Raw genomic sequence first — 23,339 nt, 5'->3', positions numbered from 1 at the left:
CATCGCGCCTGCCTTTCTCCCCCGGCGCCGGGGCGGGCCGTACGGGGTGTCCGGGAGCCCGCCCGGGAGCCGTGCGGCGCGTACCGGCCGGGAGAACCCTGTGCCAGTTAGCTGACTGGTCGTCAGATTAGCGGTAGCCTCCTCGGCTGTCAGCACGGATGCCAGTACGGATGGCAGTACGGACGACCGGCCGGACGACCGACCACGGAGGTGGCGATGGGGGCGACCCTCAAGGACGCTACGGCGATAGCCGGCATCGGACAGACACCCTTCGCCAAGCGCCTTCCCGAATCCGAGAAGACGCTGGCCTGCCGCGCGATCACGGCCGCCCTGGCCGACGCCGGCATCGCCCCCTCGGAGGTCGACGCCTTCGCCTCCTACACCATGGAGGAGACCGACGAGGTCGAGGTCGCCAAGGCCATCGGCGCGGGCGACGTCACCTTCTTCGCCAAGGCCGGCTACGGCGGCGGCGGTTCCTGCGCCACCGTGGCGCACCTGGCCGCCGCCATCGCCACCGGCCAGGCCACCGTCGGCGTCGCCTGGCGCTCGCGCAAGCGCGGCTCCGGCCCTCGCCCCTGGAAAAACACTGCCGTTCAACTTCCCACCCCCGCTCAATGGACCCGCCCCTTCGGCCTGTTGCGCCCGGCCGACGAGATCGGGATGCTCGCCCGTCGCTACATGCATCAGTACGGAGCCACCCGCGACCACTTGTTCAACGTCGCGCTGGCCTGCCGCAATCGCGCCAACCAGAACCCCGCGGCCGTCATGTACGACCGCCCGCTGACGCGCGAGATGTACATGACCGCGCGCTGGATCAGCGAGCCGCTCTGCCTCTTCGACAACTGCCTGGAGACCGACGGCGCGCTGGCCTGCGTCCTGGTCTCCGCCGAGCGCGCCCGCGACTGCCGCCGCACCCCCGTCTACGTCCACTCCGCCGCCCAGGGCCTGCCCGCCCAGCACCACGGCATGGTCAACTACTGGAACGACGACCCGCTCACCGGACCCGCCTGGACCGCCGCCCGACACCTGTGGAAGTCCGCCGACTTCGGCCCGCAGGACGTGGACGTCGCGCAGATCTACGACGCCTTCACTCCGCTCATACCGCTCTCCCTGGAGGGCTACGGCTTCTGCGGGCGGGGCGAGGGCGCGGCCTTCACCGAGAAGGGCGCCCTGGAGATCGGCGGCCGGCTCCCGCTGAACACCGGCGGCGGTGGCCTCTCCGAGGCATACGTCCACGGTTTCAACCTGATCACCGAGGGCGTCAAGCAGCTGCGCGGCACCAGCACCGCACAGGTGCCGGACGCCACGACCTGCCTCGTCACCGCGGGCGAGGGCGTCCCGACTTCCGCGCTTTTGCTGAGGAGTTGACTGTCAGTGAAATTCATGAAACCGAGTGTGACAGCCGCCACTGACAACCGCACCGCGTCCGCCAGGCCTGTGGACAACACCGCCGCGGTGGAAAACTCCGTCACTCCCGCCACGGCCACCGCCCCCGCCGCTACCGGCACCACCACCGCCGACGGCTTTCTGCTTCCCGTCCCCGACGAGGACGGCGCGCCGTTCTGGGCGTACGCGGACCGCGGCGAACTGCGCGTCCAAGCCTGCGCCGACTGCGGCGAACTGCGCTTCCCGCCCCGCCCCTGCTGCCCGCACTGCCAGTCCTTCGCGAGCGAGTGGCGGCGGATGTCCGGCCGCGGCCGCATCTGGTCCTACGTCCGGCCGCACCCGCCGCTGCTGCCCGCGTACGCCGCCCTCGCGCCGTACAACGCGATCGTCGTCGAGCTGGCCGAAGCGCCGCGCATCCGGCTGGTCGGCAACCTCGTCAGCGCGCCGGACGCCGCGCTGAACTCCGTGCCCCCGGAACGGCTGCGCATCGGCGCGGCGGTGAAGGTGACCTTCCACGACATGGCGGACGGCGTGACCGTGCCCCGCTGGCTGCTGGAGCGCCCGTGACCGTACGCGTCGACACCCGGGCCACCGAGGGCGTCGCCCTGATCACCCTCGACCGGCCCGACCGCCTCAACGCCATCGACCTGGCGACCGCCGAGGAACTGGCGGGCGCCTGGCGCGCCCTGCGCTTCGACGACACCGTGCGCGCGGCGGTCGTCACCGGCGCCGGTGGCCGCGCCTTCTGCACCGGCGTGGACCGCTCGGTGCACGTGCCGCAGCCCGCCTCCCCGTACTCCCTCGACGACCCGCTGCTGCGCATCGGCCCCAAGGCGGCCGACCTGTGGAAACCGGTGCTCGCCGCGGTCGACGGCATGGCCTGCGGCGGCGCGTTCTACCTGCTGGGCGAGTGCGAGTTCATCGTGGCCTCCGAGACCTCGACGTTCTTCGACCCGCACACGACCTACGGGATGGTCAGTGCGTACGAGTCGGTCCTCATGGCGCAGCGGATGCCGTACGGGGAGATCGCCCGGCTCGCGCTGATGGGCACCGCCGAGCGGCTCGGCGCCCGCCGCGCGTACGAGGTGGGGCTGGTCTCCGAGCTGACGCCGGCGGGCGAGGCACTGCCGGCCGCCCTGCGCGCGGCCGAGACCGTCGCCGCCCAGCCCACGGAAGCCGTACAGGGGACCGTACGGGCCCTCTGGGCGGCCAAGGAGGCGGCCCGCACTCAGGCGCTGGCGCACGCCCCACACCTTGTAGCGCTCGGCAACCTGCCTCCGGAGCGGCAGACGAAGCTCTTCGAGGAGCGACGGAAGGCCGGCGCCCCTCGGGTGAGATGAGCCCCTACGGGGTCAGCGCACGCTGCGGACCTCGCAGCGTGCGACCTTGCCGGCCCGGTCGGGATGGGCCATGGGAATCCGGAAGACCGGGTCCCCGTGCGCGTCGTCCTCGCCGTCCAGGATCGGGTCGACCTTCTTCTTGCCGGTGTCCACGACGGCACCATTGGCACCGCGGAACTCGACCGTGATCGTCACCTCGTCGTACAGGCCGTCACCCGTCAGGCGGACCTTCGCACCCGGATGGGCCGCCTTCGCGTGCTCCGAGACGCACTCCACGACGGTGCCCTGAGGCGCCGCGCTCGCGCTGGGACTGCTGTCCGAGCCGCCGCTGCCCGAGTAGCCGTCATCGTCGTAGTCGTCGTCATCGTCATAGTGGCTGCTGCCGTGGTAGCCGCTGCTGGAGTGGGCGCTGCAGCCGCCGCCACCGCCGTCGCCTCCGTCACTGCCACGGCCGTGCGGCCGGAAGCCGGTGAGCGTGAGCAGGACGACGGCCACGACGGCCGTGAGCCGCAGATGACGGCGTGACATGAGAATTTCCCCCGGTTCATTGACGAGCGCACGTCACGATACCGGGGCCGGATTGCCGTGGCGGCCCGCGGCGGCACGGCGTAGCGTCGGCTGTGGAGGCATCAGGACGATGCGAAGCGAGGCGACGCTTGTGGTGCGCAACGTAATCGGCTCCCTGATCGCCCTCATCGGAGCGGCGGCCGCCGTATGGAGCCCCTTCCGTCCTTGGTACGACGGCCGTCATGGCGAGGACATCCGTATCGCGGACCTCTTCAACGGGATCACCGGCAGCGGCGCCGATGTCATGCGCTCGCTCCTGCTGCCGATGCTGGTCGCGGCCGTGCTGACGCTGATCGGCGTGGTGCTGCGGTCCCGCCTGGTGATCACACTCGCGGGGCTGGTGGTGCTCGGCTTCACCATCCTGTGGATGGTCCGGCAGGGCCAGGCGGCCGGCAGCCTCACCGTAGGGAACGGGGGCCGCGGCCTGGGCCTGGGAGTCGCGGTGGCGCTGGGCGGCGGCGTCCTGCTGTTGCTGGGCGCGCTGCTGATGCGCGGCCGCCGGGCCCGTCGGCGCCGGAAGGCACGGGAGCGCGAGGAGGAGTACGCGCCCGCACCGTACGGAGGAGAGCCCGACGACCGGTACGCGTACGAAGGCGGGCCCGGGGGCGCGCCGTACGCCTATGAGGGGCAGCCGGATCAGCGCCCGTATGCGCCGCCTCCGGACGGCCCCTACGGACAGCCGCCCATCGCCCCTTATGAAGAGCAGCCCGCGCAGCAGACCGTCCGGTGGCCGGGCGCCGGCGGGTCCTCGGCCGGCGGCCCCGCACCGGAGCCGTGGCCCCCGACGACGCACGACGGCACCACCCCCGCGGCCGGTACACCGACAGCCGCGTCCCAGCAGCCGTATCAGGGCGAGAGGCCGTACCCGGACCAGGACCGCCCGTACCGGAGCGAGCCGCCGACCGAAGACGCGCACCCCACCCCGCCGACCCCGCCGGCCGACCGTACACAGCCGCTGCCGCCCGTCCTCGGCGACCGGCAGACCGGAAAGGGCCGCCCGCCCGAGGAGCGCTAGCCGTCCGGCCCCCTTAGGGCCGGCGCAGGCCCCCGCCGACAGGCCCGCGCGGCGCCCCTAGGAGCGCCGCGCCTGCCCCGTACCCTTCGCGGCGTCCAGCGCGTACACACAGCGGTCCTTGCTGCAGGCGTAGACGACGCCCGCTGCGGCCACCGGGGTACCGGTGATCTCGCCGCCGGTCGCCAGCTTCCAGCGCAGCTGGCCGCCCATCGCGTCCAGCGTGTACAGGCAGTGGTCGGCGGACCCGAAGTGCACCCGGCCGTCCGCGGCCACCGGTGCCCCGACGACCTCCCCGCCCGCCTGGAAGCGCCAGCGGGGCGTGCCCGAGACCGCGTCCAGCGTGTACAGGGCGTTGCCGCTGCCCAGGTGCACCGCGCCGTCGGCGACCAGTACCGGCTCGGTCGACTGGCGCGCCTCGGTGGCGATCCGCCAGCGGTCCCGGCCGTCGTTCGCGTCCAGCGCGTAGACCGTGCCGAGGTAGTCCGCGAGGTAGATGCCGCCGCCGGTGACGGCGGGACCGGGGGCGTACGCGGGCGGCGCCAGGAAGACGGCCGGCGCCTCGAAGTGCCAGCGGACGTCGCCGCGGTTGCTCTCGATGGCCAGGATGCGCGTGCCGGCCGCGACGTAGACCACGCCGTCCGGGGCGGTCAGCAGCCGCACGGGCACCCCGCCGCAGGACGCCGCGTCCCCGATGGGGTACGACCAGCGCTCGGCGCCCGTACGGGCCTCCAGCGCCTTCAGCCGGGCGTCCGCCCAGACGTACACCGTGCCCTCGTGCACGACGGGACCTGACTCGGCGGTCTCGAAGTCGGTCTGTGCGCCGCCGATCTCCCACAGCAGCTCTCCGTTGGCCGCCTCCCACGCCTGCACGCCGCCGCCGCGGGTGCCGGTGACGACCGTGCCGCGGTCGACTCCGAGGCTGTAGACCCAGCCCTCGGTGTTCAGCCGCCACAGCTCGGAGCCGTCGGTGGCGTCCAGCGCGTACAGGCTCGGGCCGTCCGAGGCGTGGATCCGGCCGTCCGCGACGGCCATCGCCCAGGCGACCTCGCGGGTCTTGAACTGGCGCCGCCCGCTGGCCACATCGAGCGCGTGCACCTCGAAGGACGTGACGTACAGCAGGTCACCGGAGACGACCGGGGTGCCCCACACGTCGTTGGACATGCGGAAGCGCCAGGGCCGCCAGCGGCCGTGTCCGGCCTGCGCCGCGGGATCGCCGGGCTGACCCGTCGCGGGCGCGCCGTGGGCGCCCTGCGGGCCCGGTGCGGGCTGCGGAGGCACCGCGGGCGGCGGGCCCGCGGGCCCCGGCGCCGGCACGCCGGCCGGCGGCCGTACCCAGTTCGTCGTGGGGGCGGGCTGCGCCTGCGGGGCGTGTCCCTCCGCCGGCCGGGGACCGGGCCCTATCGGGGCCGCGGCACCGCCGAGCCGTACGGAGCCGTCCGGACCCTCCACCTCCTGGGGCGGCGCGGGCGCAACGGGACCGGTGGCCGCGGGCGCGACGGGGCCGGTGGGCGCAGGCGCGACCGGCCCGGTGGGCGCCGCCTGCGCACGCGGTGCGCCGCCGCGCGGGTCGCCGATCCGGCGTGCACCCGGCCCGATCGCCGCGGAAGCGGCCCATCCGGGGTCGCCAGTAGGTGCGGGCATCGGCGCGCTCTCCTGGCGCTGCGGCGCCGGGGGCGGCGCGGACGGTACGGGCGGGGCTGCGGGCGGCTGCTCCGGCGGTGCGGAGTACCCGCCCCGGGCGGCGCGGCCCGATGAGGCCGCGGCGCGCTGGGCGGGCTGCCGGGCGGCCGCCACCCGGCCGCCGCGCCGGCTCTCGATCAGCCCCACGGCGTTCCCCGGCAGCCAGGCCGAGGCCGTGCCGCTGTCGTCGGTACCGGAGCCGAAGAGGTGCGGCGCCAGCTGGGACTGCAGGTCGGCGGGGCTGGGCCGGTGCTCGGCCGCCATCTGCATCGTGGCCTCGATCAGCGGCCGCAGCTCGTCCGGCAGGCCCTCCAGGTCCGGTCCCTCGCGCAGCAGCATGAAGACCGTCTCGACCGGGTTGGCGCCGTGGAAGGGGGCGTGCCCGGTGGCGGCGAAGACCAGGGTGGAGCCGAGCGAGAAGATGTCGCTGGCCCCCGTGACGCTCCGCGAGTCGCGCGCCTGCTCGGGCGACATGTACGCCGGCGTGCCGACGGCGACGTTCGTCATCGTCAAACGCGTGTTCGACACACCGCTGGCGATGCCGAAGTCGATCACTCGCGGCCCGTCCTCGACGACCAGGACGTTCGACGGCTTCAGGTCGCGGTGCACCAGGCCCGCGCCGTGGATGGACTGCAGGGCCTCGGCGACACCGGCCGCCAGCCAGCGCACCGCCTGGGCCGGCAGCGGCCCGCACTCATTGACTATTTCTTCCAGGGAGGGAGCGGGGACGTACGCGGTCGCCAGCCACGGCACCGCCGCGCGCGGATCGGCATCGACCACCGCCGCGGTGTAGAAGCCGCTGACCGCGCGCGCCGCCTCCACCTCGCGCGTGAAGCGGACCCGGAACAGCTGGTCCTCGGCGAGCTCGGTACGGACCGTCTTGATCGCCACCCGCCGGCCGGAGGCCGAACGCGCGAGATACACCAGCCCCATACCGCCGGCACCGAGACGGCCGAGCACCTCGAACGGGCCGATCCGCCGGGGATCGTGCTGCGTCAGCTGCTCCACCACTTGCCTGCCACCTCCCCGTGGGGCGTCAAAGAGACTCTCAAAAGCCAAGAGCCACCGAGAGCCACCGCCCCGAGCAGCGTCTCACCGCCTGGCCGATTCGGCCGTACGCGTGCTGATTCTTCCTGGCGAAGCCGACGGTTGCGAACCCGGGGGCTTCCCGTCGTGTCCCGTGTCCCGCCGAGTGGTACACGCAGGGCTCGTTACCTGCCGTTACACCCCGTATACGGGAGCGCGTCGGGCCCCGTTCATGCGCCGACCGCACATATGTCCGGTGACCACCGGGTGGCCGACGTCACGGCCCGGCGCACCCGCCGGTACGTGCCGAGCGCGTAACCGCGCCCCGGTGTGCGGTCCGTCGTCGCCATTCCCATCCCCGTACGTACTGTTCGCCCCGCGTGCTCAGCCGGCCTGCCGCCGAGCCCACGGACCCGTTGCCGGGCCGCGCCGCCCGCGGCCCGGCAGCGGGAGCTGCCTCGCCCCAATTCTGCTGTGCCGAACGGCGTTCGGGGGCCATGACCACGAACTAATTGGCGGATCGGTACGCCTGCTTCGCAAGAGGAGGGCCGTTTTGGGCCGAGGTGACGCCAAATGCACCGCAAAAGGCAAGGGGGAAGCTTGAACGTGTGGGGCGAGAGAGGCGCGAGGGACGATGAGGCATTCCGCGGGACTACTTCGGCGCCATCAGCCCGAAGGCCGCACCCTGATTGTCGACCACCAGGGCGAGGGGGCCGCCCGGCGTCCCCTGGGGCTCGCTGAGGACCTTGCCGCCCTGCCGGACCGCCGTCCGCAGGGCCGCTTCCATCTCCTCGGCCAGGAAGAAGACGGTGAAGTGCGCCGGCAGCTCGGCCGGCGCCCGCGCGTCGAGCACGATCCGGCACCCGATCTCGCGCTCCTGCCCGGCGATCCGCCACGGCAGGAACGTGGGGCTCGCCATCGGCCCCTCGGTCACCCCTTCGAAGCCGAAGACGTCCCCGTAGAAGGCGTCGACAGCCTCCGGTTCGCGCGTACTGAGACCCATCCATGCGTACGCGCCGGGCTCGGCCTGCACCTCGAAGCCCTGATGCCGGCCGGCCTGCCAGGCACCGAAGACCGCGCCGCCCGGATCGACGCCCAGCATCATCGCTCCCAGGTCGCCGATCGGCGTGCCGCCCGAGATCACCTGGCCGCCCGCCTCCCGGACCTTGGCGACGGTCCCGTTGATGTCGGACGTCGCGAAGTAGACGCCCCAGACGGTGGGCATCCGGCCGTCCTTCTTGGGCAGCAGGCCGGCGGCCTTGCGCCCGTCGAGCAGGGCCGTCGTGTAGTCGCCGAACTCGGGAACGCTGTCCGAGAAGGTCCAGCCGAACAGCTCTCCATAGAAGCGCTTGCCCGCTTCGAGATCCGGCAGCATCGCGTCCGCCCAGCAGGGGGCACCCTCCGCAAAAGCCGTCATACGGACAAAGTAACCGGGCTTTCCGGCACGCGCCCGGCGCATGCCCCCGCGCGCACTTCCGCACATCACCCCGTACACGCGCCCCTGCGCATACCCCCGGGTGGTTGTCCACCGAAGTTGTCCACAGGCTGTTGATAAGACGATTCACTTGATCAGGCCAGTGTCGTCGAGGCGGCTCCGCGACCCCGAAGCCGTGCGGCGAAAGCCGATTACCGGCCCGATTCGCCCCATCCCCATTTGCAGGCAGCCAAATCGCGCTCCGATCACCCCTCGGTAAGCTGACGGCATGACAGGACAAGTTCGAACCGTCGACGGCAGAGTCGCCGGCCGCCGCGGGCAGGCGACCCGGCAGAAGCTCCTCGACTGCCTCAGCGAGATGCTCAGTTCGTCCCCGTACCGGGACGTCAAGGTCATCGACGTCGCACGCAAGGCGGGCACTTCCCCCGCGACGTTCTACCAGTACTTCCCCGACGTCGAAGGCGCCGTCCTCGAAATCGCCGAGGAGATGGCCAAGGAGGGCGCGAGCCTGACCGAACTGGTCGCCGGGCGCTCCTGGGTCGGCAAGACGGGCCGGCAGACGGCCGAGGAGCTGGTCGACGGCTTCCTCTCCTTCTGGCGGAAGCACGACGCGATCCTGCGCGTCGTCGACCTCGGCGCGGCGGAGGGCGACAAGCGGTTCTACAAGATCCGCATGAAGATCCTGAACGCCGTCACCAACTCCCTTACGGACTCCATCAAGGAGCTCCAGGCCAAGAACAAGGTGGACAAGGAGGTCAGCCCCGCGGCGATGGCCGGCTCGCTGGTCGCCATGCTCGCCGCGGTCGCCGGCCACCAGAAGGGCTTCACCAGCTGGGGCGTCAAGCAGGCCGAGCTCAAGCCGAACCTCGCGCTGCTCGTCCATCTCGGCGTGACGGGCAAGAAGCCCGCCAAGTAGCCGGGGCGCGGCGAGCGACCGCCGCCCCCGGCGCGACGCGTCGCCAGGACCGCGCACGTCCTGCCGCGCACGCGTCCCCCACCGGCCCGCCCTTCGTCCTGCCATATCTGCACACACCTCGGGCACCGCCCGGACTCCCATCGGGAGCCGGACGGTGCCCGAGGCGTATCCGGACGACGCGCGCGCGGCGCATACGGACGCCGCGTCCGAGGTGTATCCGGGCGGGGCGCGCCCTACGTATGCCGGATCCGCAGCACTACGGAGCAGGCCTGCCCGTACCCGCTTATCTGATGTACCGTCAGTTTCATGACTACCGGGACCGGTACGACTCCTCCGTCACGTACACGCAGGGTCGCCGTCGCCGGAGTGGCGCCGGCCGACTGCGGACGCGTCGACGACGCCACCCCCTACGCCCTGCACGCCCAGGCCGCCCGCCGGGCGCTGGCCGACTCCGGGCTGGACCGCTCGGTGATCGACGGCTTCGCCTCCGCCGGGCTCGGCACGCTCGCGCCGATCGAGGTCGCGGAGTACCTGGGCCTCCGCCCCACCTGGGTGGACTCGACCTCCGTCGGCGGCTCGACCTGGGAAGTCATGGCCGCGCACGCCGTCGACGCGATCGCCGCGGGCCACGCGAACGCGGTACTGCTGGTGTACGGATCGACCGCGCGCGCCGACCTCAAGGCGCGCCGGCGCACCGCCGACCTCTCCTTCGGGGCACGCGGCCCGCTGCAGTTCGAAGTGCCGTACGGACACACCCTGATAGCCAAGTACGCGATGGCCGCGCGCCGCCACATGCACCAGTACGGCACCACGCTGGAACAGCTCGCCGAGGTCGCCGTTCAGGCGCGCGCCAACGCGGCGGCCAACCCGGACGCGATGTACCGGGACCCGATCACCACCGACGACGTGCTGGCCGGGCCGATGATCGCCGATCCGTTCACCAAGCTGCACTGCTGCGTCCGCTCCGACGGCGGCTGCGCGGTCCTGCTGGTCGCCGAGGACCGCGTACCGGACCTGGCCCGGCCGCCGGTCTGGGTGCTCGGCTCGGGCAGCGCCGTCTCGCACACCACGATGTCGGAGTGGGACGACTTCACCGTCTCGCCGGCCGCCGTCTCCGGGCGGCTGGCCTTCGAGCGGGCAGGCGTGCGCCCGGACGAGATCGATATCGCCCAGATCTACGACGCGTTCACGTATATGACGCTGGTGACACTGGAGGACCTCGGGTTCTGCGCGAAGGGCGAGGGCGGCGCCTTCGTCGAGAAGGGGCGGCTGCTCCGGGACGGCGCGCTGCCGACGAATACGGACGGCGGCGGCCTCGCCGCCTGCCATCCCGGGATGCGCGGTCTGTTCCTGCTGGTCGAAGCGGTGCGGCAGCTGCGCGGCGAGGCGGGCGAGGGCCGTCAGGTACGGAAGGCGGGCGGCCGGCTGCCGCGCCTCGCGGTCGCCTCGGGCACCGGCGGGTGGTTCTGCTCGTCCGGAACGGTGGTCCTGGGGGCGGAGTGAGGGCGCGGGCGCGGTACCGCACGGCGCGCGAAGGTTGCGTTGGAGCGCGCTCCAGCTCCTAGCGTCGGGCTCACGACCCAACCAGAGGGGGAGCCATGCGGTACACGCTGTTCGGCAGGACCGGTCTCCGGGTGAGCGAGGTGAGTCTCGGCACCATGACGTTCGGCGGCGACCAAGGGTGGGGCGCCGCCGAGGACACCAGCCGGCGGATCTTCGACACGTATGCCGACGCGGGCGGCAACTTCATCGACACCGCGAACAATTACACCGGCGGCAGCTCGGAGCGGATCGTCGGCGAGCTGCTCACCGGCCGCCGGGACCAGTACGTACTGGCCAGCAAGTACACCTGCGCCACCCGCAAGGGGGACGTGAACGCGGGCGGCAGTCACCGCAAGAACCTCGTGCAGTCGGTGGAGGCGAGCCTGGACCGGCTGCGCACCGACCACCTGGACATCCTCTGGGTGCACGCGCGGGACAACTTCACACCGGTCGAGGAGGTCATGCGGGCCCTGGACGACATCGTGCGGGCCGGCAAGGTGCTCTACGTCGGGGTGTCCGACTGGCCGGCCTGGGAGATCGCGCAGGCGAACACCCTTGCCGAGCTGCGCGGTTGGACCGCGTTCGCCGGATCGCAGCTGCGTTACAACCTGTTGGAGCGCACGCCGGAGCGCGAACTGCTCCCGCAAGCCCGCGCATTCGACCTGGCCGTGCTCGCATGGGCGCCGCTGGCCGCCGGCAAGCTCACCGGCAAGTACCGCCGCGGCGAATCCGGCCGGTTGCAAGCCCTTGGCGGGGAGAACAGCGCGGACCAGCAGGAAGAGGCGGTCCTCAGCGCCGTCCTGGAAGTCGCCGAACAGGGCGGCTGGAGCCCGGCCCAGGTGGCGCTGGCCTGGCTGCGGCAGCGGCCCGGCAACATCATTCCGATCGTCGGCGCCACGAAGGAGAGCCAGCTCCTGGACAACCTCGCCGCGGTCGACGTGGAGCTGGACGCCGACGCGGTGGCCCGGCTGGACGAGGTGAGCGCGGTACCGCTCGGCTTCCCGCATCAGTTCCTGCGCGAGCCGGCGGTCACCGAGAACGTGTACGGCGACCGCTGGGCCGCCATCGACGACCGGCGCTCCACCTACCGGCGCACGCCGCACGAGATCCGCTAGCGGCGCCGCACCGGACAGCCGGTGCCGCTCGCCGCCATCGCGGCGCTGGTCGGCGTCAGTCTTCGAGCAACGCCCGGAGGACCGGGCCGGCATGTGTCCACAGGAGCATGCCGCCCGCGTCCGGTACGAGGTGGCGACGTGCGGTGCGTATACGGGTGGCGAGCCGGGCGCCGTGGTCCGGGGAGTGCGTGGGAGCGGTGTCCAGCGCGCCGTACCAGAGGTCGACCGGCACCCGGATCACGCCTGGGTCGAACGGCCAGTGGCTCATGGCCAGCAATGTGTCGCGCGCATAACCGGCCGGGCCCGGTGCGAAGCCCTCGGCCACCGCCTCCCGGAAGGCGGCGGCGAACGCGGGCTGTTCCAGAAGGGCGCGGTCGCGCGCGCCGCTGCCCGTGGAGACCAGTTCGTACAGCACCTCCGGGCTCCCGAAACCGGCGAACGAGCGCTCGGCGGCCACGGGGTCGGCCGCGGCCCGCTCGGTGAGGTACCGCACCTCTTCCGGCAGCAGCGCGTCGAATGCGGGCGCGGCGAGCTCGTCCGTACCGGAGACCACCGCGAGCCGGGTGAACACCCCGGCGGCGGCACAGGCCAGCGCGAACGGCGCGCCCTGGGAGAAGCCGACGCCGCGCAGCCCCGAGAGCCCGTGCAGCGCGGCGAACTCCCGTACGTCCTCGGCCCAGCCGGTGAGCGTACGGCCGGGCGACGGGTCGGAGGCGCCCAGCCCGGGGCGGTCCACGGAGATCAGCCGTACACCGAGCTCCTCGACCGCCTCCGCGCCGAAACCGAGCCGCCGGGACGTGGCCGCACCGGGGCAGAGCAGTACCGGTGTCCCGTCCTCGGGACCCCACTCGCCCCAGGCCAGCCGCCGCCCGCCGGCCAGCCGGACGGCACCTCGCCGGGCAGGCGCGGGCACGGCGACGGCCGTCCCGGCCGAGATCGCAGACATGGCACCAGCGTCCGTCCCCGGCTCCGCCCACCGCAACCGATTTGCCGACGGGGGCGCGAGGGACGCGAGCGGCCCGGCGGACGTACGCTGCCCGGCATGACCACGACGGACGACTCCCCCGAAGCCCACGCCTTCCGCGACCTGCTGCGCACCCTGCGGGTCTGGCCGGGCGAACTGCCCGCGTTCGACCCGTACGCGGCCCCTGACGCGCCGCTGCCGCTGTTCCGGCAGTGGCTGGGCGAGGCGGCCGCCGCGGGTGTGCCGGAGCCGCACACGATGGCGCTGGCGACCGCGGACGCGGCGGGCGCCCCGTCCGTACGCATCGTGATGCTGCACGACGCCGACGAGAACGGCTGGCACTTCGCCTCCCACCGCGGCAGCCGCAAGGGCCGCGAGCTGGCCGCCAACCCGCGTGCCGCGCTGTGCTTCTACTGGCCGCTGATCGGACGCCAGATCCGGGTCTGCGGCCCGGTCACGGCGGGCACGCCGGAGGAGAGCTCGGCCGATCTGCACCGCCGTTCACCGGGCGCGCTGGCCGCCGCGCTCGTGGGCCACCAGAGCGAGGTACTGGACTCCTACGCGGAGCTGGAGCGGGCCGCGGACGCGTCGTGGACGCGGGCGCAGCGCGAGCCGGAGGCGGAGGTGGTGAGCTGGACGGCGTACGTGTTGCGCGCCGAGGAGGTGGAGTACTTCCAGGGCGACGCCCGCCGCCGGCACGTACGGCTGCGCTACCGGCGTGCGGGCGGTGCGGCGGGCGATGGCTGGCAGCGGGAACTGCTCTGGCCGTAGCCCGTCCCGGCGGTCGGAACCTGAGCTCTGGGCCGGGGCTCAGAAGCGCTGGTACATGATGTGCAGCCCGACATAGCCCTTCTCCGGGTGCAGGAACGCCTCCGGCAGGGTCGTCATGATCTCGAAGCCGAGTGACTGCCAGAGGGCGACGGCACCGGTGTTGGTCTCCACGACGGAGTTGAACTGCATCGCGCGGTAGCCCTCGGCGCGCGCCCAGCGCAGTACGTACTCGCCCAGGGCTCGGCCGATGCCCTTGCGGCCGTGCGCCGGGTCGACCATGAAGCTGGCGCTGGCGATGTGCGCGGCGCCGCCCATGTGGTTGGGGTTCATCTTGGCCGTACCCAGGACCGTGCCGTCCCCGTCGACCGCGACGACCGTGTGGCCCGGCGGGCCGAGCATCCACATCGCGCGGCCCGCCTCCTTGTCGAGGTCGCGCGGGTAGGGGTACGTCTCCCCGGCGGCGACGATCGCACGGAAGAACGGCCAGATGGCGTCCCAGTCCTCGGTTGCTGCTTCCCTGATCAGCATCCGCCCAGGGTGCCTCCTGGCGCCGCGCGCCGCCATCGGATTTCGCTGCTCGGGTCGGGGCTCGGCTGGCCTCCGGCGGATCAGGACGTGCCGGACGCGGGCCGGAAGACCGGGACCGCGGGGCCGCCCTCACCATCGCCCTCACCGATGTCGCGGAAGTGGACCAGCAGCTCCATGCCGATCCGCAGCTCGGCCTCGGGGCAGTCGATGACCTCGGTCATCATCCGCGGCCCCTCGGCGAGGTCCACGACGGCGGCGGTGTACGGGACGCGGCCGCCGAACGGTGGAAGGTCGTTCCGGTGCACCACGGACCAGGTGTACAGCGTGGCCCGGCCGCTCGCCGCCTCCCAGACCACGTCCTCGCTCCAGCAGCGCGGACAGAACTCCCGGGGGTAGTGGTGCGCGGTCCCGCAACCAGTGGCCCGGCAACGCCGGATCAGCAGCCGCCCCTCCGCCGCGGCATCCCAGTACGGCCGGGTGAAGGCATCGGCCTCGGGCAGGTCGTACCGGGTCGCGGCCGAGCGCATCGAAGCCCCGGGCGCCGAAGTACCGTTCGTCGGGTTCGCGGTCATCAAAACAGTCCCATCGCGGCGTCGAGCGACCAGGTCTGCCAGCCCATCGCGCCCAGCGCGACGAGCGAGATCAGGGCCATCATCGCGTTCTGCCCCTGCTCGGCCCAGTCGTGGATCATCAGTACGAGGTAGAGCAGGTTCAGCACCAGGCCCGCGACCAGCGCGACCGGCGTGAGGAAGCCGAGGACGAGACCCGCGCCGAGCGCGAGTTCCGCGTACACGACGACGTACGCCATCGCCTTCGGGCGCGGCCGTACGACCACGTCGAAGCCGCGGCGCACCACGGCCCAGCGGTGGTCGGCCGCCACGCCGGCGGCCCACGCGATGCCCGTACCACGCTCGAACCAGCCCTTCTTGTCCTTGTGCCGCCAGCTCTCCAGCCACCACAGCCCCAGGCCGATACGGAGTACGGCGAGCCATTCGGGCCCACCGAGCCAGATCGTCTGCATCGCACGCCTCCCGTGGGGCTGTTCTGACGGCGCGTCAGGTATCGACCGAGCCAGTTCAGCGGAGGGTGCGGCCCGCGCGCAAGGGGTGGGGCAGGGGTGGCACCCCCGAGGCGCATCGGTTCGCACCATTCCTGACTGGGCGTCAGTTCTGTAATCTGACTGCCTGTCAGGTACCTGCCTGCCAGGTACGCATCGGCGGTCAGACGGGAGCGGCGCAGCGATGCTGGGATCCACTCATGGCACCCTCACCACTCACTCGCGGCCCGCCCGGGTCGTGGCCTGCGGAGGGCCGACGCCGCAGGCCGTGCACGGGACGGCCGGCCCGGAGCAGGGCAGCGGCGCCCCCGGCACGGGCGGCGGCCGGGACGGCACCGGCGACCTGGACGTGAGCGGGCGACCGCTGTCCGCGGCCGTGCCGGACCTGGACCGCTTCTTCCGCCCCCGGTCCGTGGCCGTCATCGGCGCCTCGGACAGCGAGGGACGGCCGCACACCGGCATCACCCGCCGGCTGATCGACTGGGCCGAGCGGGTCGGCGCCCGGCTGCACCCGGTCAACCCGGGCCGCACCTCCGTCTTCGGGCTGGCCTGTCACACCTCCGTCTCCGACCTGCCGGAACAGGTCGATCTCGCCGTACTGCTGGTCGCCGATCCGCTGCCGGTCATCGAGGAACTCGCCGACGCCAAGGTGAAGTTCGCGGTCGCCTTCGCCGCCGGCTTCGCGGAGACCGGCGCCGACGGCGCGGCCGCGCAGGAGCGGCTGGCCGCGGCCGTCGCCCGCTCCGGCATCCGGCTGCTCGGCCCGAACACCAACCTCAACGCGTTCGAGACGTTCCGCGAGGACCTGGACGGGCCGGCGATCGCGCTGATCACCCAGTCAGGCCACCAGGGCCGCCCCGTCTTCGCCCTCCAGGAGCTGGGCATCCGCCTCTCGCACTGGGCCCCCACCGGCAACGAGGCCGACCTGGAGACCGCGGACTTCCTCTCCTACTTCGCCTCCCGTCCCGAGGTGGGCGCCATCGCCGCGTATGTGGAAGGGCTCAAGGACGGCCGCAGTTTCCTGCTCGCCGCCGACCGCGCGGCCCGCAACAAGGTCCCGGTCGTCGCGGTCAAGGTCGGCCGCACCGAGACCGGCGCCCGCACCGCCGCCTCGCACACCGGCAAGCTCACCGGCGCCGACGAGGTGGTGGACGCGGCGATGCGGCAGTTCGGCGTGGTCCGCGTCGACGGCCTGGACGAGCTGCAGGACACCGCGGCGCTGCTGGCCAGGGCCCGCCCGCCGGCCGCCGAGGGCGTCGCCGTCTATTCGATATCGGGCGGCACCGGCGCGCACTTCGCCGATCTGGCGACGGCGGCCGGCCTGCGGCTGCCGACGCTCGGCGAGGAGCGGCAGCGGGAGCTGCACCAGTGGATACCGGACTACCTCAACGTCGCCAACCCGATCGACAACGGCGGGCATCCCGTGGGTGACTGGCGCGGCCGAAAGATCATCGACGCGATCCTCGCCGACCCGTCCGTGGGCGTCCTGATCTGCCCGATCACCGGGCCCTTCCCGCCGATGAGCGACAAGCTCGCGCAGGACCTCGTGTACGCGGCGGAGCAGACGGACAAGCTGGTGTGTGTGGTGTGGGGCTCGCCGGTCGGCACCGAGGATGCCTACCGGCGGACCCTGCTCGGCTCCTCGCGAGTGGCCACCTTCCGTACGTTCGCCAACTGCATCACGGCCGTCCGCGCCCACCTCGAACACCACCGCTTCACGGCTTCCTACCGCTCCCCCTTCGACGAGGCGCCGCGCACTCCCTCGCCGTCCGCGCGCAAGGCGCGGGCACTGCTGCGCCCGGGCGAACAGCTCAGCGAGCACGCCGGGAAGCAGCTGCTGCGCGCCTACGGGATACGCGTGCCCCGCGAGCAGCTGGTGACCAGCGCGGCGGGGGCCGTCCGGGCGGCGGCGCAGGTCGGCTACCCCCTCGTCATGAAGGCGTCCGGGCCGCGGCTGGCCCACAAGAGCGAACTGGGCCTGGTCAGGGTCGGCCTGACCTCGGCCAGTCAGGTCAGGGACGCCTATCGCGAGCTGACGGACATCGCGCGCTACGAAGACGTCGCGCTGGACGGGGTGCTGGTGTGCCAACTGGTCGAGCCGGGTGTGGAGATGGTCGTCGGCGTCACGCCCGATCCGCTCTTCGGGCCGACCGTGACCGTGGGACTGGGCGGCGTCCTCGTCGAAGTACTCCGGGACACCGCGGTGGCCGTGCCGCCCTTCGGTGAGGACCAGGCGCGCGCGGCACTCGGCCGGCTGCGGGGCCGCGCGCTGCTGGATGGCGTCAGGGGGGCGCCGCCGGCCGACACCGACGCGCTGGTCGAGGTCATGCTGCGGGTCCAGCGGATGGCGCTGGAGCTGGGCGATCAGCTGGCCGAGCTGGACATCAACCCGCTGGTCGTCCTCCCGAAGGGCCAGGGCGCCGTGGCCCTCGACGCGCTCGCCGTCTGCCACTGAACGCCGGCGTACATACCCCGGCAGCACCGGCAGCCGTTTCCACGCCGACTTCCACGCCGACGCCAGAAGCTGGAGCAGCTTGATCATGACTTCCTCCCCCGTCGGTCCCGGCGGGACCTCCGATTCCTTGATACTCCACACCACTGACAATGGCGTGGCGTGGATCACTCTCAACCGCCCGCAGGCGATGCACGCCCTCACCCCTGACCAGCGAGAACGCATCATTTCGCGACTTGCGGAAGCCTCCGCCGACCCAGCCGTCCGCGCCGTGGTGATCACCGCGACCGGCCGTGCTTTCTGCGCGGGCGCGGACCTGCGCCCCCGGCCCGACGCCGACGGCAGCAGCAGCGGCAGCGGCGAGCGGGTCGCCGGCGATGTCGCACGGATGATCCGGCAGGGCGCCCAGCAGCTGATCGCCGCGGTCATGGACTGCGAGAAGCCGGTGATCGCGGCGGTCAACGGCACCGCGGCGGGACTCGGCGCGCACCTGGCCCTCGCCTGCGACCTGGCCCTGGCCGCCGAATCGGCCACGTTCATCGAGGTGTTCGTGCGCCGCGGGCTGGTTCCGGACGGCGGCGGCGCGTATCTGCTGCCCCGGCTGATCGGCCCGCAGCGCGCGAAAGAGCTGATGTTCTTCGGCGACGCACTGCCGGCCGCCGAGGCCGAGCGGCTCGGGCTGGTCAACCGGGTCGTACCGGACGGCGAGTTGGCGAAGACCGCGGCCGCCTGGGCGGACCGGCTGGCGGCCGGCCCGACGCGCGCGCTGGCCCTCACCAAGCAGCTGGTCAACGCCTCGTTGGACAGCGACCGCGGCGCGGCCTTCGCCGCCGAGGCCGCCGCTCAGGAGATCAACATGACGACGGCGGACGCGCAGGAGGGGGTGGCGGCGTTCGTGGCACGCCGTACACCGGAGTACCGCGGCCGCTGACCACGTAGGCGCGCGCCCGCCCGCTCAGGAGTCGCGCGCACCGCCGCTCAGGACTCGCCGCTGGGGCAGAGCGGTACCTGGTGGACGTCGCGGGTGTGCACGCCCGGCAGCCAGCCCTCGGCGCCCTCCGCGGAGGTCACCCGGTACCAGCGGTTGGAGACCGTGCCCGCCTTGTCCCGTACGAGGCGCCCGTTGGTGAGGACGCACTCCGTGGCCAGCCGGTCGCCGTTCCAGACGCGGCCCGCGGCGTTCCCGGGGGCGGCGTACGCCTGGTGCGGATCCCGGGCCAGCCGCAGTGCGCACCGTACTGTGCGCGCCTTCTCGCACGCCGGTTCGCTGTTGTACACCGTGACCTCCAGCCCCGTGCCCGGCCCGGGCGGCGCGGGGCGTTCACTGCCCGTCCCTACGAGCCGCCACACGACGAGGCCCAGGGCGAGCGCCGCCACGGTGAACAGCACCGTCATCAGCTGCGGCCGCCGACGCAGGAACGACAGGGGGCTGCGGGGCGCGCCCGGCGCGGGCGCGGACTCGGCTATGCGGGTCCACAGTCCGGGCGGTGGCTGGATTTCCTCGTCGGCCGCCCGGAGGCGCGCCCGCAATATCGTTTCGGCACCCCGGCGCCCCAGGCCGTTCCGGTCACCACTCCGGGTATTCCGCCGCCTGTCGGGGACCACATGCGTGTTCCCGAAGTCGTCCCGCTCCACGATGTGCTCACCTCCCCGTGAGGTCGTACGGCGAAGCGGCGAGGTAGCCGCGCAGTCGGTCCAGGGCGCGGGCCCGGTGCCGGGCCGCCGTGCACCGCTGCACCTTCATGATCCGGGCGGCCTTGCCGATGGTGTATCCGTCCAGGTCGACGAGGATGACCAGGCCGGCCTGACGGTGCGTGAGCCGGCTCAGCATCCGTACCGCTTCCAGCTCGGCCTGCCGGCGCTCCCGTGCGCCGTCCCAGCCGGTGCCGGGCAGCTCCCGCATGAGCGCGCCGCTGCCGGGCCCGTCCTCCGGTCCGCCCTCGCCGATCAGCGCCTGCCGGCGCTCCCTGCGGTGCGCCTCCCGGGCGACGCTCAGCAGGGCCGTGAAGGCGCGGGCGTACGGCTCCGGGTGCTCCAGGAAGCGGTACGGGCGCCCGGCGAGCTTCAAGTACGCCTCGTGCACGATGTCCTCCGCCGCCTGCCGGGACCCCGCGAGCAGCACCGCCCTGCGGTAGAGCCGCGGCAGCAGCCCGCAGAAGACGTCGTCGAAGGACGGCGACGGAAGGGACGACGACGCCATCGCATCGGCCATGCGGCGGAACTCTCCCGGAATCCGATACGGGTGCGGCCTTGAGGGAGATACCCGGCATGATCCGCCGCCAACCGATGGAATACCGACAATTATTCGATCCGCCGGTGATCCGCCACGGGGCGCCGCCCGCGCAGCCCGTCCGGCCCCGCACGCCCCGCACTTCCTATCTGACGGTCCATCAGTTTCAATGGCGGCATGGAAGGGAGCGCAGCATGATGGGACATGCCGGCATGGCGGCCACAGCGGTGCGCTATCTGCGTACGACCGGTACCGCGGCCTCGCCCCCGGCGATGCACGGGCCTGCCACGCCAGATCCCCCGGGAACGCCCTCCAGGGCGCCTCTGCGGGCCGTACGCGACGACGAGCGGGCCCCGGTCGACCGGGGCGAATTCCGGCGCGTGCTGGGTCATTTCGCGAGCGGCGTCACGGTCATCACCGCACCCGGGGACGCGGCAGCGCCCGCGCCCGCCGGCTTCGCCTGCCAGTCGTTCGCCTCGCTCTCCCTGGACCCACCGCTGGTGGCCTTCATGGTGGCGCGCACGTCTACAACTTGGCCGGTGATCGCCCGGGCCGGGGTCTTCTGCGTGAACATCCTGGGCGCGGGCCAGGGCACGCTGTGCCGCAGCTTCGCGGTCAGCGGCGCCGACAAGTTCGCCGGGGTACGGCACGCGCCGGCGCCGGTGAGCGGCTCCCCGCGGCTGGCGGACGTGCCGGCCTGGATCGACTGCACCGTCCAGGCCGTCCACACGGGTGGCGACCACCTCGTCGTCGTGGGCCGGGTGGACGCGCTCGGTACGGACGAAGCGGCGGCGGCCGCAGGGCCGTTGCTGTTCCACCGGGGAACGTTCGGGGAGTTCCGGGAGGTCAAGAGCTGACCGCCGCCTCTGTCCGGCGCCGGATCACCAGTGCCATCAGGACCGCCAGCGCGCACAGCGCTCCGGAGGCGTACCAGACCGGGTCGTACGTGCCGAGCGCGTCCCGGGCGAGGCCGCCGATGAAGGCGATGAGGGCGGCGCCCACTTGGTGGGAGGCCAGCACCCATCCGAAGACGATCGCGGCGTCGTCCCCGTAGTGCTCGCGGCACAGCGCAATCGTGGGCGGCACGGTCGCGACCCAGTCCAGGCCGTAGAAGACGATGAAGAAGAGCATCGGCGGGTGGACGGTGTCCGAGAGCAGCATCGGCAGGAACATCAACGAGACGCCGCGCAGCCCGTAGTACGCGGCGAGCAGCCGCCGGCTGTCGAAGCGGTCGGTGAACCAGCCGGAGGCGACCGTCCCGAGGATGTCGAAGATCCCGATGACCGCGAGCAGCGAGGCGGCGAGCGTCATCGGCATGCCGTGATCGTGGGCCGCGGGCACGAAGTGCGTCTTGACCAGGCCGTTCGTGGTGGCGCCGCAGATCGCGAAGGTACCGGCGAGGAGCCAGAAGGGGCCGGTGCGCGCGGCGTTGGCGAGCGCGCCGAGCGCGCGCCGGGCGGCGCCTCGTTGCGGAGCGGGGCGCGGTACGAACTCCGTCGCGCCGTACGGTGCCACGCCCACGTCCGCGGGGTGGTCGCGCAGCAGCAGCCACACCAGCGGTACGACGGCCACGGCGGTCAGCGCCACCGTGACGGCGGCGGGGCGCCAGCCGTGGCCCTCGATGATCCAGGAGAGCAGCGGGAGGAAGACGAGCTGGCCGGAGGCGCCCCCGGCGGTGAGGATGCCCGTGACCAGGCCGCGCCGCTGGACGAACCAGCGCCCGGTGACGGTGGCGGCGAAGGCCAGCGCCATGGAGCCGCTGCCCAGGCCGACGAGGACGCCCCAGTAGAGGATCAGCTGCCAGGAGGCGGTCATCACCACCGTGAGCCCGGCGCCGGCCGCGATCACGGTGAGCGCCGCGGCGACGACCCGGCGGATGCCGAACCGGTCCATGAGCGCGGCGGCGAACGGGGCGGTGAGCCCGTACAGCGCGAGGTTGACCGAGACCGCGAACCCGATGGTGCCGCGCGACCACCTGAATTCCTCGTGCAGCGGCTCGATGAGCAGGCCCGGCAACGAGGCGAAGCCGGCGGTGCCGATGAGGGTGAGGAAGGTGACCGCGGCGACGGACCACGCGCGGTGCGGACGGCGGCCCCGGGTGGGCGGTATTGCCGCGGGCGCTGCCTTTCGGAGTTCGGGAATCTGCGTCACCCGATCAGCTTCGGACAACGATCCACGACCATCGAGTGGCCAGATGGCCACGATCCCTCAGGATCGGGCCACCTGGCTCCGGAGATCAGAAGAGCAGCACCCCGCGCGCCAGCCTCCCTTCCTCCGCGTCCGCCACCGCCTTCGCAAAGTCCTCCACCGGGTACCTACGGGTGACCAGCTCGTCCAGGAGCAGCCGCCCCGTGCGGTACAGCTCCGCGTACAGCGCGATGTCCCGCTGCGGCCGCGACGAGCCGTACCGGCAGCCCAGGATCGCCTTGTCCAGGTACATCGACGACACCAGGAAGGACGCCTCCGTGTCGGCCGGCGGAACGCCGAGCAGGACCGCCTGGCCGTGCCGGTCCAGCAGGTCGACCGCCTGCCGGATCAGCCGGGCGCTGCCCACGCACTCGAAGGCGTGGTCGGCGCCCGTGGGCAGGATGTCGCGCACCGCCGCCACCGTGTCGGCCGACGCCGACGCGTCCACGAAGTGCGTCGCACCGAACTGCCGTGCCACCGCCTCCTTCTCCGGGTTCGCGTCCACCGCGACGATCACCGACGCACCCGCGATACGGGCCCCCTGCAGGACGTTCAGCCCGATGCCGCCGGCCCCGATCACCACCACCGACTCGCCGTGGCCCACCCGGGCACGGTTGAGCACCGCCCCGACGCCCGTCAGCACGCCGCACCCCAGGAGTGCGGCGGAGGCCATCGGGAGGTCGGCCGGGATCTTCACCGCCTGGACGGCCTTGACGACCGTGCGCTCGGCGAACGCCGAGTTGGAGGCGAAGCTGTACAGCCGCGTATCGCCGCGCCGGAACGGTCTGCCCGGCATGCCGATCGCCTTCCGGCACATCGTCGGCCGCCCCCGGTCGCACTCCGCGCACGCCCCGCAGTTGGCGAGCGTGGACAGCGCCACATGGTCCCCCGGCACCACATGCGAAACCCCTTCCCCCACGGCCTCGACGACCCCGGCGCCTTCGTGCCCCAGCACGACCGGCACCGGAAAGGGAATCGTCCCATCGACCACTGACACATCGCTGTGGCACAGCCCCGCCGCCCGGATGCCGACAAGGACCTCGCCCGGTCCCGGAGCCCGTACTTCCAGGTCGGTCACGACCCGCGGCGCCTCGCCATCGAAGATCACACCCCGCACGACGCCCGCCT

Annotated in this window: 22 protein-coding genes; 11 read left to right on the top strand and 11 right to left on the bottom strand. The window is 72.8% G+C overall.

Annotation, left to right across the window (positions count from 1 at the left end):
* Positions 1–216: 216 nt before the first annotated feature.
* From AB0I82_RS26460 to AB0I82_RS26450, 3 genes are all read left to right on the top strand, one after another.
* Positions 217–1,368: a lipid-transfer protein gene (locus AB0I82_RS26460; protein ID WP_363259827.1), complete on the top strand. Its 1,152-nt coding sequence runs from the start codon at positions 217–219 to the stop codon at positions 1,366–1,368.
* Positions 1,369–1,527: 159 nt separating this feature from the next.
* Positions 1,528–1,953, top strand: coding sequence for an OB-fold domain-containing protein (locus tag AB0I82_RS26455; RefSeq protein WP_363260011.1), 426 nt, complete (start codon positions 1,528–1,530; stop codon positions 1,951–1,953).
* A complete protein-coding gene (locus tag AB0I82_RS26450) occupies positions 1,950–2,726 on the top strand; it encodes an enoyl-CoA hydratase/isomerase family protein (protein WP_363259826.1) in 777 nt (258 codons plus the stop codon). The genes AB0I82_RS26455 and AB0I82_RS26450 overlap by 4 nt, the downstream gene beginning before the upstream one ends.
* A 12-nt stretch (positions 2,727–2,738) precedes the next feature.
* On the opposite strand, the gene AB0I82_RS26445 is transcribed toward AB0I82_RS26450, so the two are convergent.
* Positions 2,739–3,254, bottom strand: a complete 516-nt coding sequence (locus AB0I82_RS26445; RefSeq protein ID WP_363259825.1) for a hypothetical protein — start codon at positions 3,252–3,254, stop codon at positions 2,739–2,741.
* A 130-nt stretch (positions 3,255–3,384) separates the two neighbouring features.
* On the opposite strand from AB0I82_RS26445, the gene AB0I82_RS26440 reads away from it, so the two are divergent.
* Positions 3,385–4,308, top strand: a complete 924-nt coding sequence (locus tag AB0I82_RS26440; RefSeq protein ID WP_363259824.1) for a hypothetical protein — start codon at positions 3,385–3,387, stop codon at positions 4,306–4,308.
* Between the two features lie 57 nt (positions 4,309–4,365).
* Here AB0I82_RS26440 and AB0I82_RS26435 read toward each other — a convergent pair whose 3' ends face one another.
* Positions 4,366–6,999, bottom strand: a complete 2,634-nt coding sequence (locus tag AB0I82_RS26435) for a PQQ-binding-like beta-propeller repeat protein (protein ID WP_363259823.1) — start codon at positions 6,997–6,999, stop codon at positions 4,366–4,368.
* Positions 7,000–7,666: 667 nt separating this feature from the next.
* Positions 7,667–8,431: a VOC family protein gene (locus AB0I82_RS26430; protein WP_363259822.1), complete on the bottom strand. Its 765-nt coding sequence runs from the start codon at positions 8,429–8,431 to the stop codon at positions 7,667–7,669.
* 286 nt (positions 8,432–8,717) lie between these two features.
* Between AB0I82_RS26430 and AB0I82_RS26425 the strand changes: the two genes are divergently transcribed.
* From AB0I82_RS26425 to AB0I82_RS26415, 3 genes are all read left to right on the top strand, one after another.
* Positions 8,718–9,365: a TetR family transcriptional regulator gene (locus AB0I82_RS26425; RefSeq protein ID WP_363259821.1), complete on the top strand. Its 648-nt coding sequence runs from the start codon at positions 8,718–8,720 to the stop codon at positions 9,363–9,365.
* A gap of 306 nt (positions 9,366–9,671) precedes the next feature.
* Positions 9,672–10,868 carry an acetyl-CoA acetyltransferase gene (locus tag AB0I82_RS26420; RefSeq protein ID WP_363259820.1) on the top strand — a complete coding sequence of 399 codons (1,197 nt, stop codon included), beginning with the start codon at positions 9,672–9,674 and terminating at the stop codon, positions 10,866–10,868.
* 95 nt (positions 10,869–10,963) lie between these two features.
* Positions 10,964–12,022 (top strand): aldo/keto reductase, encoded by a 1,059-nt coding sequence (locus AB0I82_RS26415; protein WP_363259819.1) that lies wholly within the window; start codon positions 10,964–10,966, stop codon positions 12,020–12,022.
* 55 nt (positions 12,023–12,077) lie between these two features.
* On the opposite strand, the gene AB0I82_RS26410 is transcribed toward AB0I82_RS26415, so the two are convergent.
* Positions 12,078–12,968, bottom strand: a complete 891-nt coding sequence (locus AB0I82_RS26410) for an alpha/beta hydrolase (protein ID WP_363259818.1) — start codon at positions 12,966–12,968, stop codon at positions 12,078–12,080.
* A gap of 96 nt (positions 12,969–13,064) precedes the next feature.
* Here AB0I82_RS26410 and AB0I82_RS26405 point away from each other — a divergent pair, with 96 nt between their 5' ends.
* Positions 13,065–13,757: a pyridoxal 5'-phosphate synthase gene (locus tag AB0I82_RS26405; protein WP_363259817.1), complete on the top strand. Its 693-nt coding sequence runs from the start codon at positions 13,065–13,067 to the stop codon at positions 13,755–13,757.
* A gap of 39 nt (positions 13,758–13,796) precedes the next feature.
* On the opposite strand, the gene AB0I82_RS26400 is transcribed toward AB0I82_RS26405, so the two are convergent.
* The 3 genes from AB0I82_RS26400 to AB0I82_RS26390 all read right to left on the bottom strand — a co-directional run bounded on the left by AB0I82_RS26400 (position 13,797) and on the right by AB0I82_RS26390 (position 15,306).
* Entirely contained in the window at positions 13,797–14,285 is a 489-nt protein-coding gene (locus tag AB0I82_RS26400; protein WP_363259816.1) for a GNAT family N-acetyltransferase, read from the bottom strand.
* Positions 14,286–14,365: 80 nt separating this feature from the next.
* A complete protein-coding gene (locus AB0I82_RS26395) occupies positions 14,366–14,812 on the bottom strand; it encodes an OB-fold domain-containing protein (protein ID WP_363260010.1) in 447 nt (148 codons plus the stop codon).
* A gap of 44 nt (positions 14,813–14,856) precedes the next feature.
* Positions 14,857–15,306 (bottom strand): DoxX family protein, encoded by a 450-nt coding sequence (locus AB0I82_RS26390; protein WP_363259815.1) that lies wholly within the window; start codon positions 15,304–15,306, stop codon positions 14,857–14,859.
* Positions 15,307–15,526: 220 nt separating this feature from the next.
* Between AB0I82_RS26390 and AB0I82_RS26385 the strand changes: the two genes are divergently transcribed.
* Together AB0I82_RS26385 and AB0I82_RS26380 are read left to right on the top strand one after the other, a co-directional pair.
* On the top strand, positions 15,527–17,797 hold the full coding sequence (locus tag AB0I82_RS26385; protein ID WP_363259814.1) for an acetate--CoA ligase family protein: 2,271 nt from the start codon (positions 15,527–15,529) through the stop codon (positions 17,795–17,797).
* A gap of 85 nt (positions 17,798–17,882) precedes the next feature.
* Positions 17,883–18,725: an enoyl-CoA hydratase-related protein gene (locus AB0I82_RS26380; protein WP_363259813.1), complete on the top strand. Its 843-nt coding sequence runs from the start codon at positions 17,883–17,885 to the stop codon at positions 18,723–18,725.
* Between the two features lie 47 nt (positions 18,726–18,772).
* Here the strand turns inward: AB0I82_RS26380 and AB0I82_RS26375 are convergent, their stop codons facing one another.
* Both AB0I82_RS26375 and AB0I82_RS26370 read right to left on the bottom strand, forming a co-directional pair.
* Entirely contained in the window at positions 18,773–19,324 is a 552-nt protein-coding gene (locus AB0I82_RS26375) for an anti-sigma factor (protein ID WP_363259812.1), read from the bottom strand.
* Positions 19,325–19,436: 112 nt separating this feature from the next.
* Positions 19,437–20,006 (bottom strand): RNA polymerase sigma factor, encoded by a 570-nt coding sequence (locus AB0I82_RS26370; RefSeq protein WP_363259811.1) that lies wholly within the window; start codon positions 20,004–20,006, stop codon positions 19,437–19,439.
* Positions 20,007–20,218: 212 nt separating this feature from the next.
* Here AB0I82_RS26370 and AB0I82_RS26365 point away from each other — a divergent pair, with 212 nt between their 5' ends.
* Positions 20,219–20,881, top strand: coding sequence for a flavin reductase family protein (locus AB0I82_RS26365; RefSeq protein ID WP_363259810.1), 663 nt, complete (start codon positions 20,219–20,221; stop codon positions 20,879–20,881).
* Here the strand turns inward: AB0I82_RS26365 and AB0I82_RS26360 are convergent.
* Together AB0I82_RS26360 and AB0I82_RS26355 are read right to left on the bottom strand one after the other, a co-directional pair.
* A complete protein-coding gene (locus AB0I82_RS26360; RefSeq protein ID WP_363260009.1) occupies positions 20,871–22,166 on the bottom strand; it encodes an MFS transporter in 1,296 nt (431 codons plus the stop codon). The two genes, AB0I82_RS26365 and AB0I82_RS26360, sit on opposite strands and share 11 nt — an antisense overlap.
* A 94-nt stretch (positions 22,167–22,260) precedes the next feature.
* Positions 22,261–23,328 carry a Zn-dependent alcohol dehydrogenase gene (locus AB0I82_RS26355; protein WP_363259809.1) on the bottom strand — a complete coding sequence of 356 codons (1,068 nt, stop codon included), beginning with the start codon at positions 23,326–23,328 and terminating at the stop codon, positions 22,261–22,263.
* Positions 23,329–23,339 lie beyond the last annotated feature (11 nt).

It is taken from the genome of Streptomyces sp. NPDC050315 (assembly GCF_040655775.1).
Classification (GTDB): domain Bacteria; phylum Actinomycetota; class Actinomycetes; order Streptomycetales; family Streptomycetaceae; genus Streptomyces.
Note: the sequence above shows the minus strand (reverse complement) of the source record. Positions and strands in the feature narration are given on the sequence as shown.

Bases quoted from the DNA above. Each gene is read 5' to 3' on its own strand.
- AB0I82_RS26445 (WP_363259825.1), bottom strand. From the start codon at position 3,254: ATGTCACGCCGTCATCTGCGGCTCACGGCCGTCGTGGCCGTCGTCCTG.
- AB0I82_RS26390 (WP_363259815.1), bottom strand. From the start codon at position 15,306: ATGCAGACGATCTGGCTCGGTGGGCCCGAATGGCTCGCCGTACTCCGT.
- AB0I82_RS26380 (WP_363259813.1), top strand. From the start codon at position 17,883: ATGACTTCCTCCCCCGTCGGTCCCGGCGGGACCTCCGATTCCTTGATA.
- AB0I82_RS26400 (WP_363259816.1), bottom strand. From the start codon at position 14,285: ATGCTGATCAGGGAAGCAGCAACCGAGGACTGGGACGCCATCTGGCCG.
- AB0I82_RS26365 (WP_363259810.1), top strand. From the start codon at position 20,219: ATGATGGGACATGCCGGCATGGCGGCCACAGCGGTGCGCTATCTGCGT.
- AB0I82_RS26410 (WP_363259818.1), bottom strand. From the start codon at position 12,968: ATGTCTGCGATCTCGGCCGGGACGGCCGTCGCCGTGCCCGCGCCTGCC.
- AB0I82_RS26415 (WP_363259819.1), top strand. From the start codon at position 10,964: ATGCGGTACACGCTGTTCGGCAGGACCGGTCTCCGGGTGAGCGAGGTG.
- AB0I82_RS26425 (WP_363259821.1), top strand. From the start codon at position 8,718: ATGACAGGACAAGTTCGAACCGTCGACGGCAGAGTCGCCGGCCGCCGC.
- AB0I82_RS26405 (WP_363259817.1), top strand. From the start codon at position 13,065: ATGACCACGACGGACGACTCCCCCGAAGCCCACGCCTTCCGCGACCTG.
- AB0I82_RS26385 (WP_363259814.1), top strand. From the start codon at position 15,527: ATGCTGGGATCCACTCATGGCACCCTCACCACTCACTCGCGGCCCGCC.
- AB0I82_RS26395 (WP_363260010.1), bottom strand. From the start codon at position 14,812: ATGCGCTCGGCCGCGACCCGGTACGACCTGCCCGAGGCCGATGCCTTC.
- AB0I82_RS26430 (WP_363259822.1), bottom strand. From the start codon at position 8,431: ATGACGGCTTTTGCGGAGGGTGCCCCCTGCTGGGCGGACGCGATGCTG.
- AB0I82_RS26420 (WP_363259820.1), top strand. From the start codon at position 9,672: ATGACTACCGGGACCGGTACGACTCCTCCGTCACGTACACGCAGGGTC.
- AB0I82_RS26370 (WP_363259811.1), bottom strand. From the start codon at position 20,006: ATGGCCGATGCGATGGCGTCGTCGTCCCTTCCGTCGCCGTCCTTCGAC.
- AB0I82_RS26460 (WP_363259827.1), top strand. From the start codon at position 217: ATGGGGGCGACCCTCAAGGACGCTACGGCGATAGCCGGCATCGGACAG.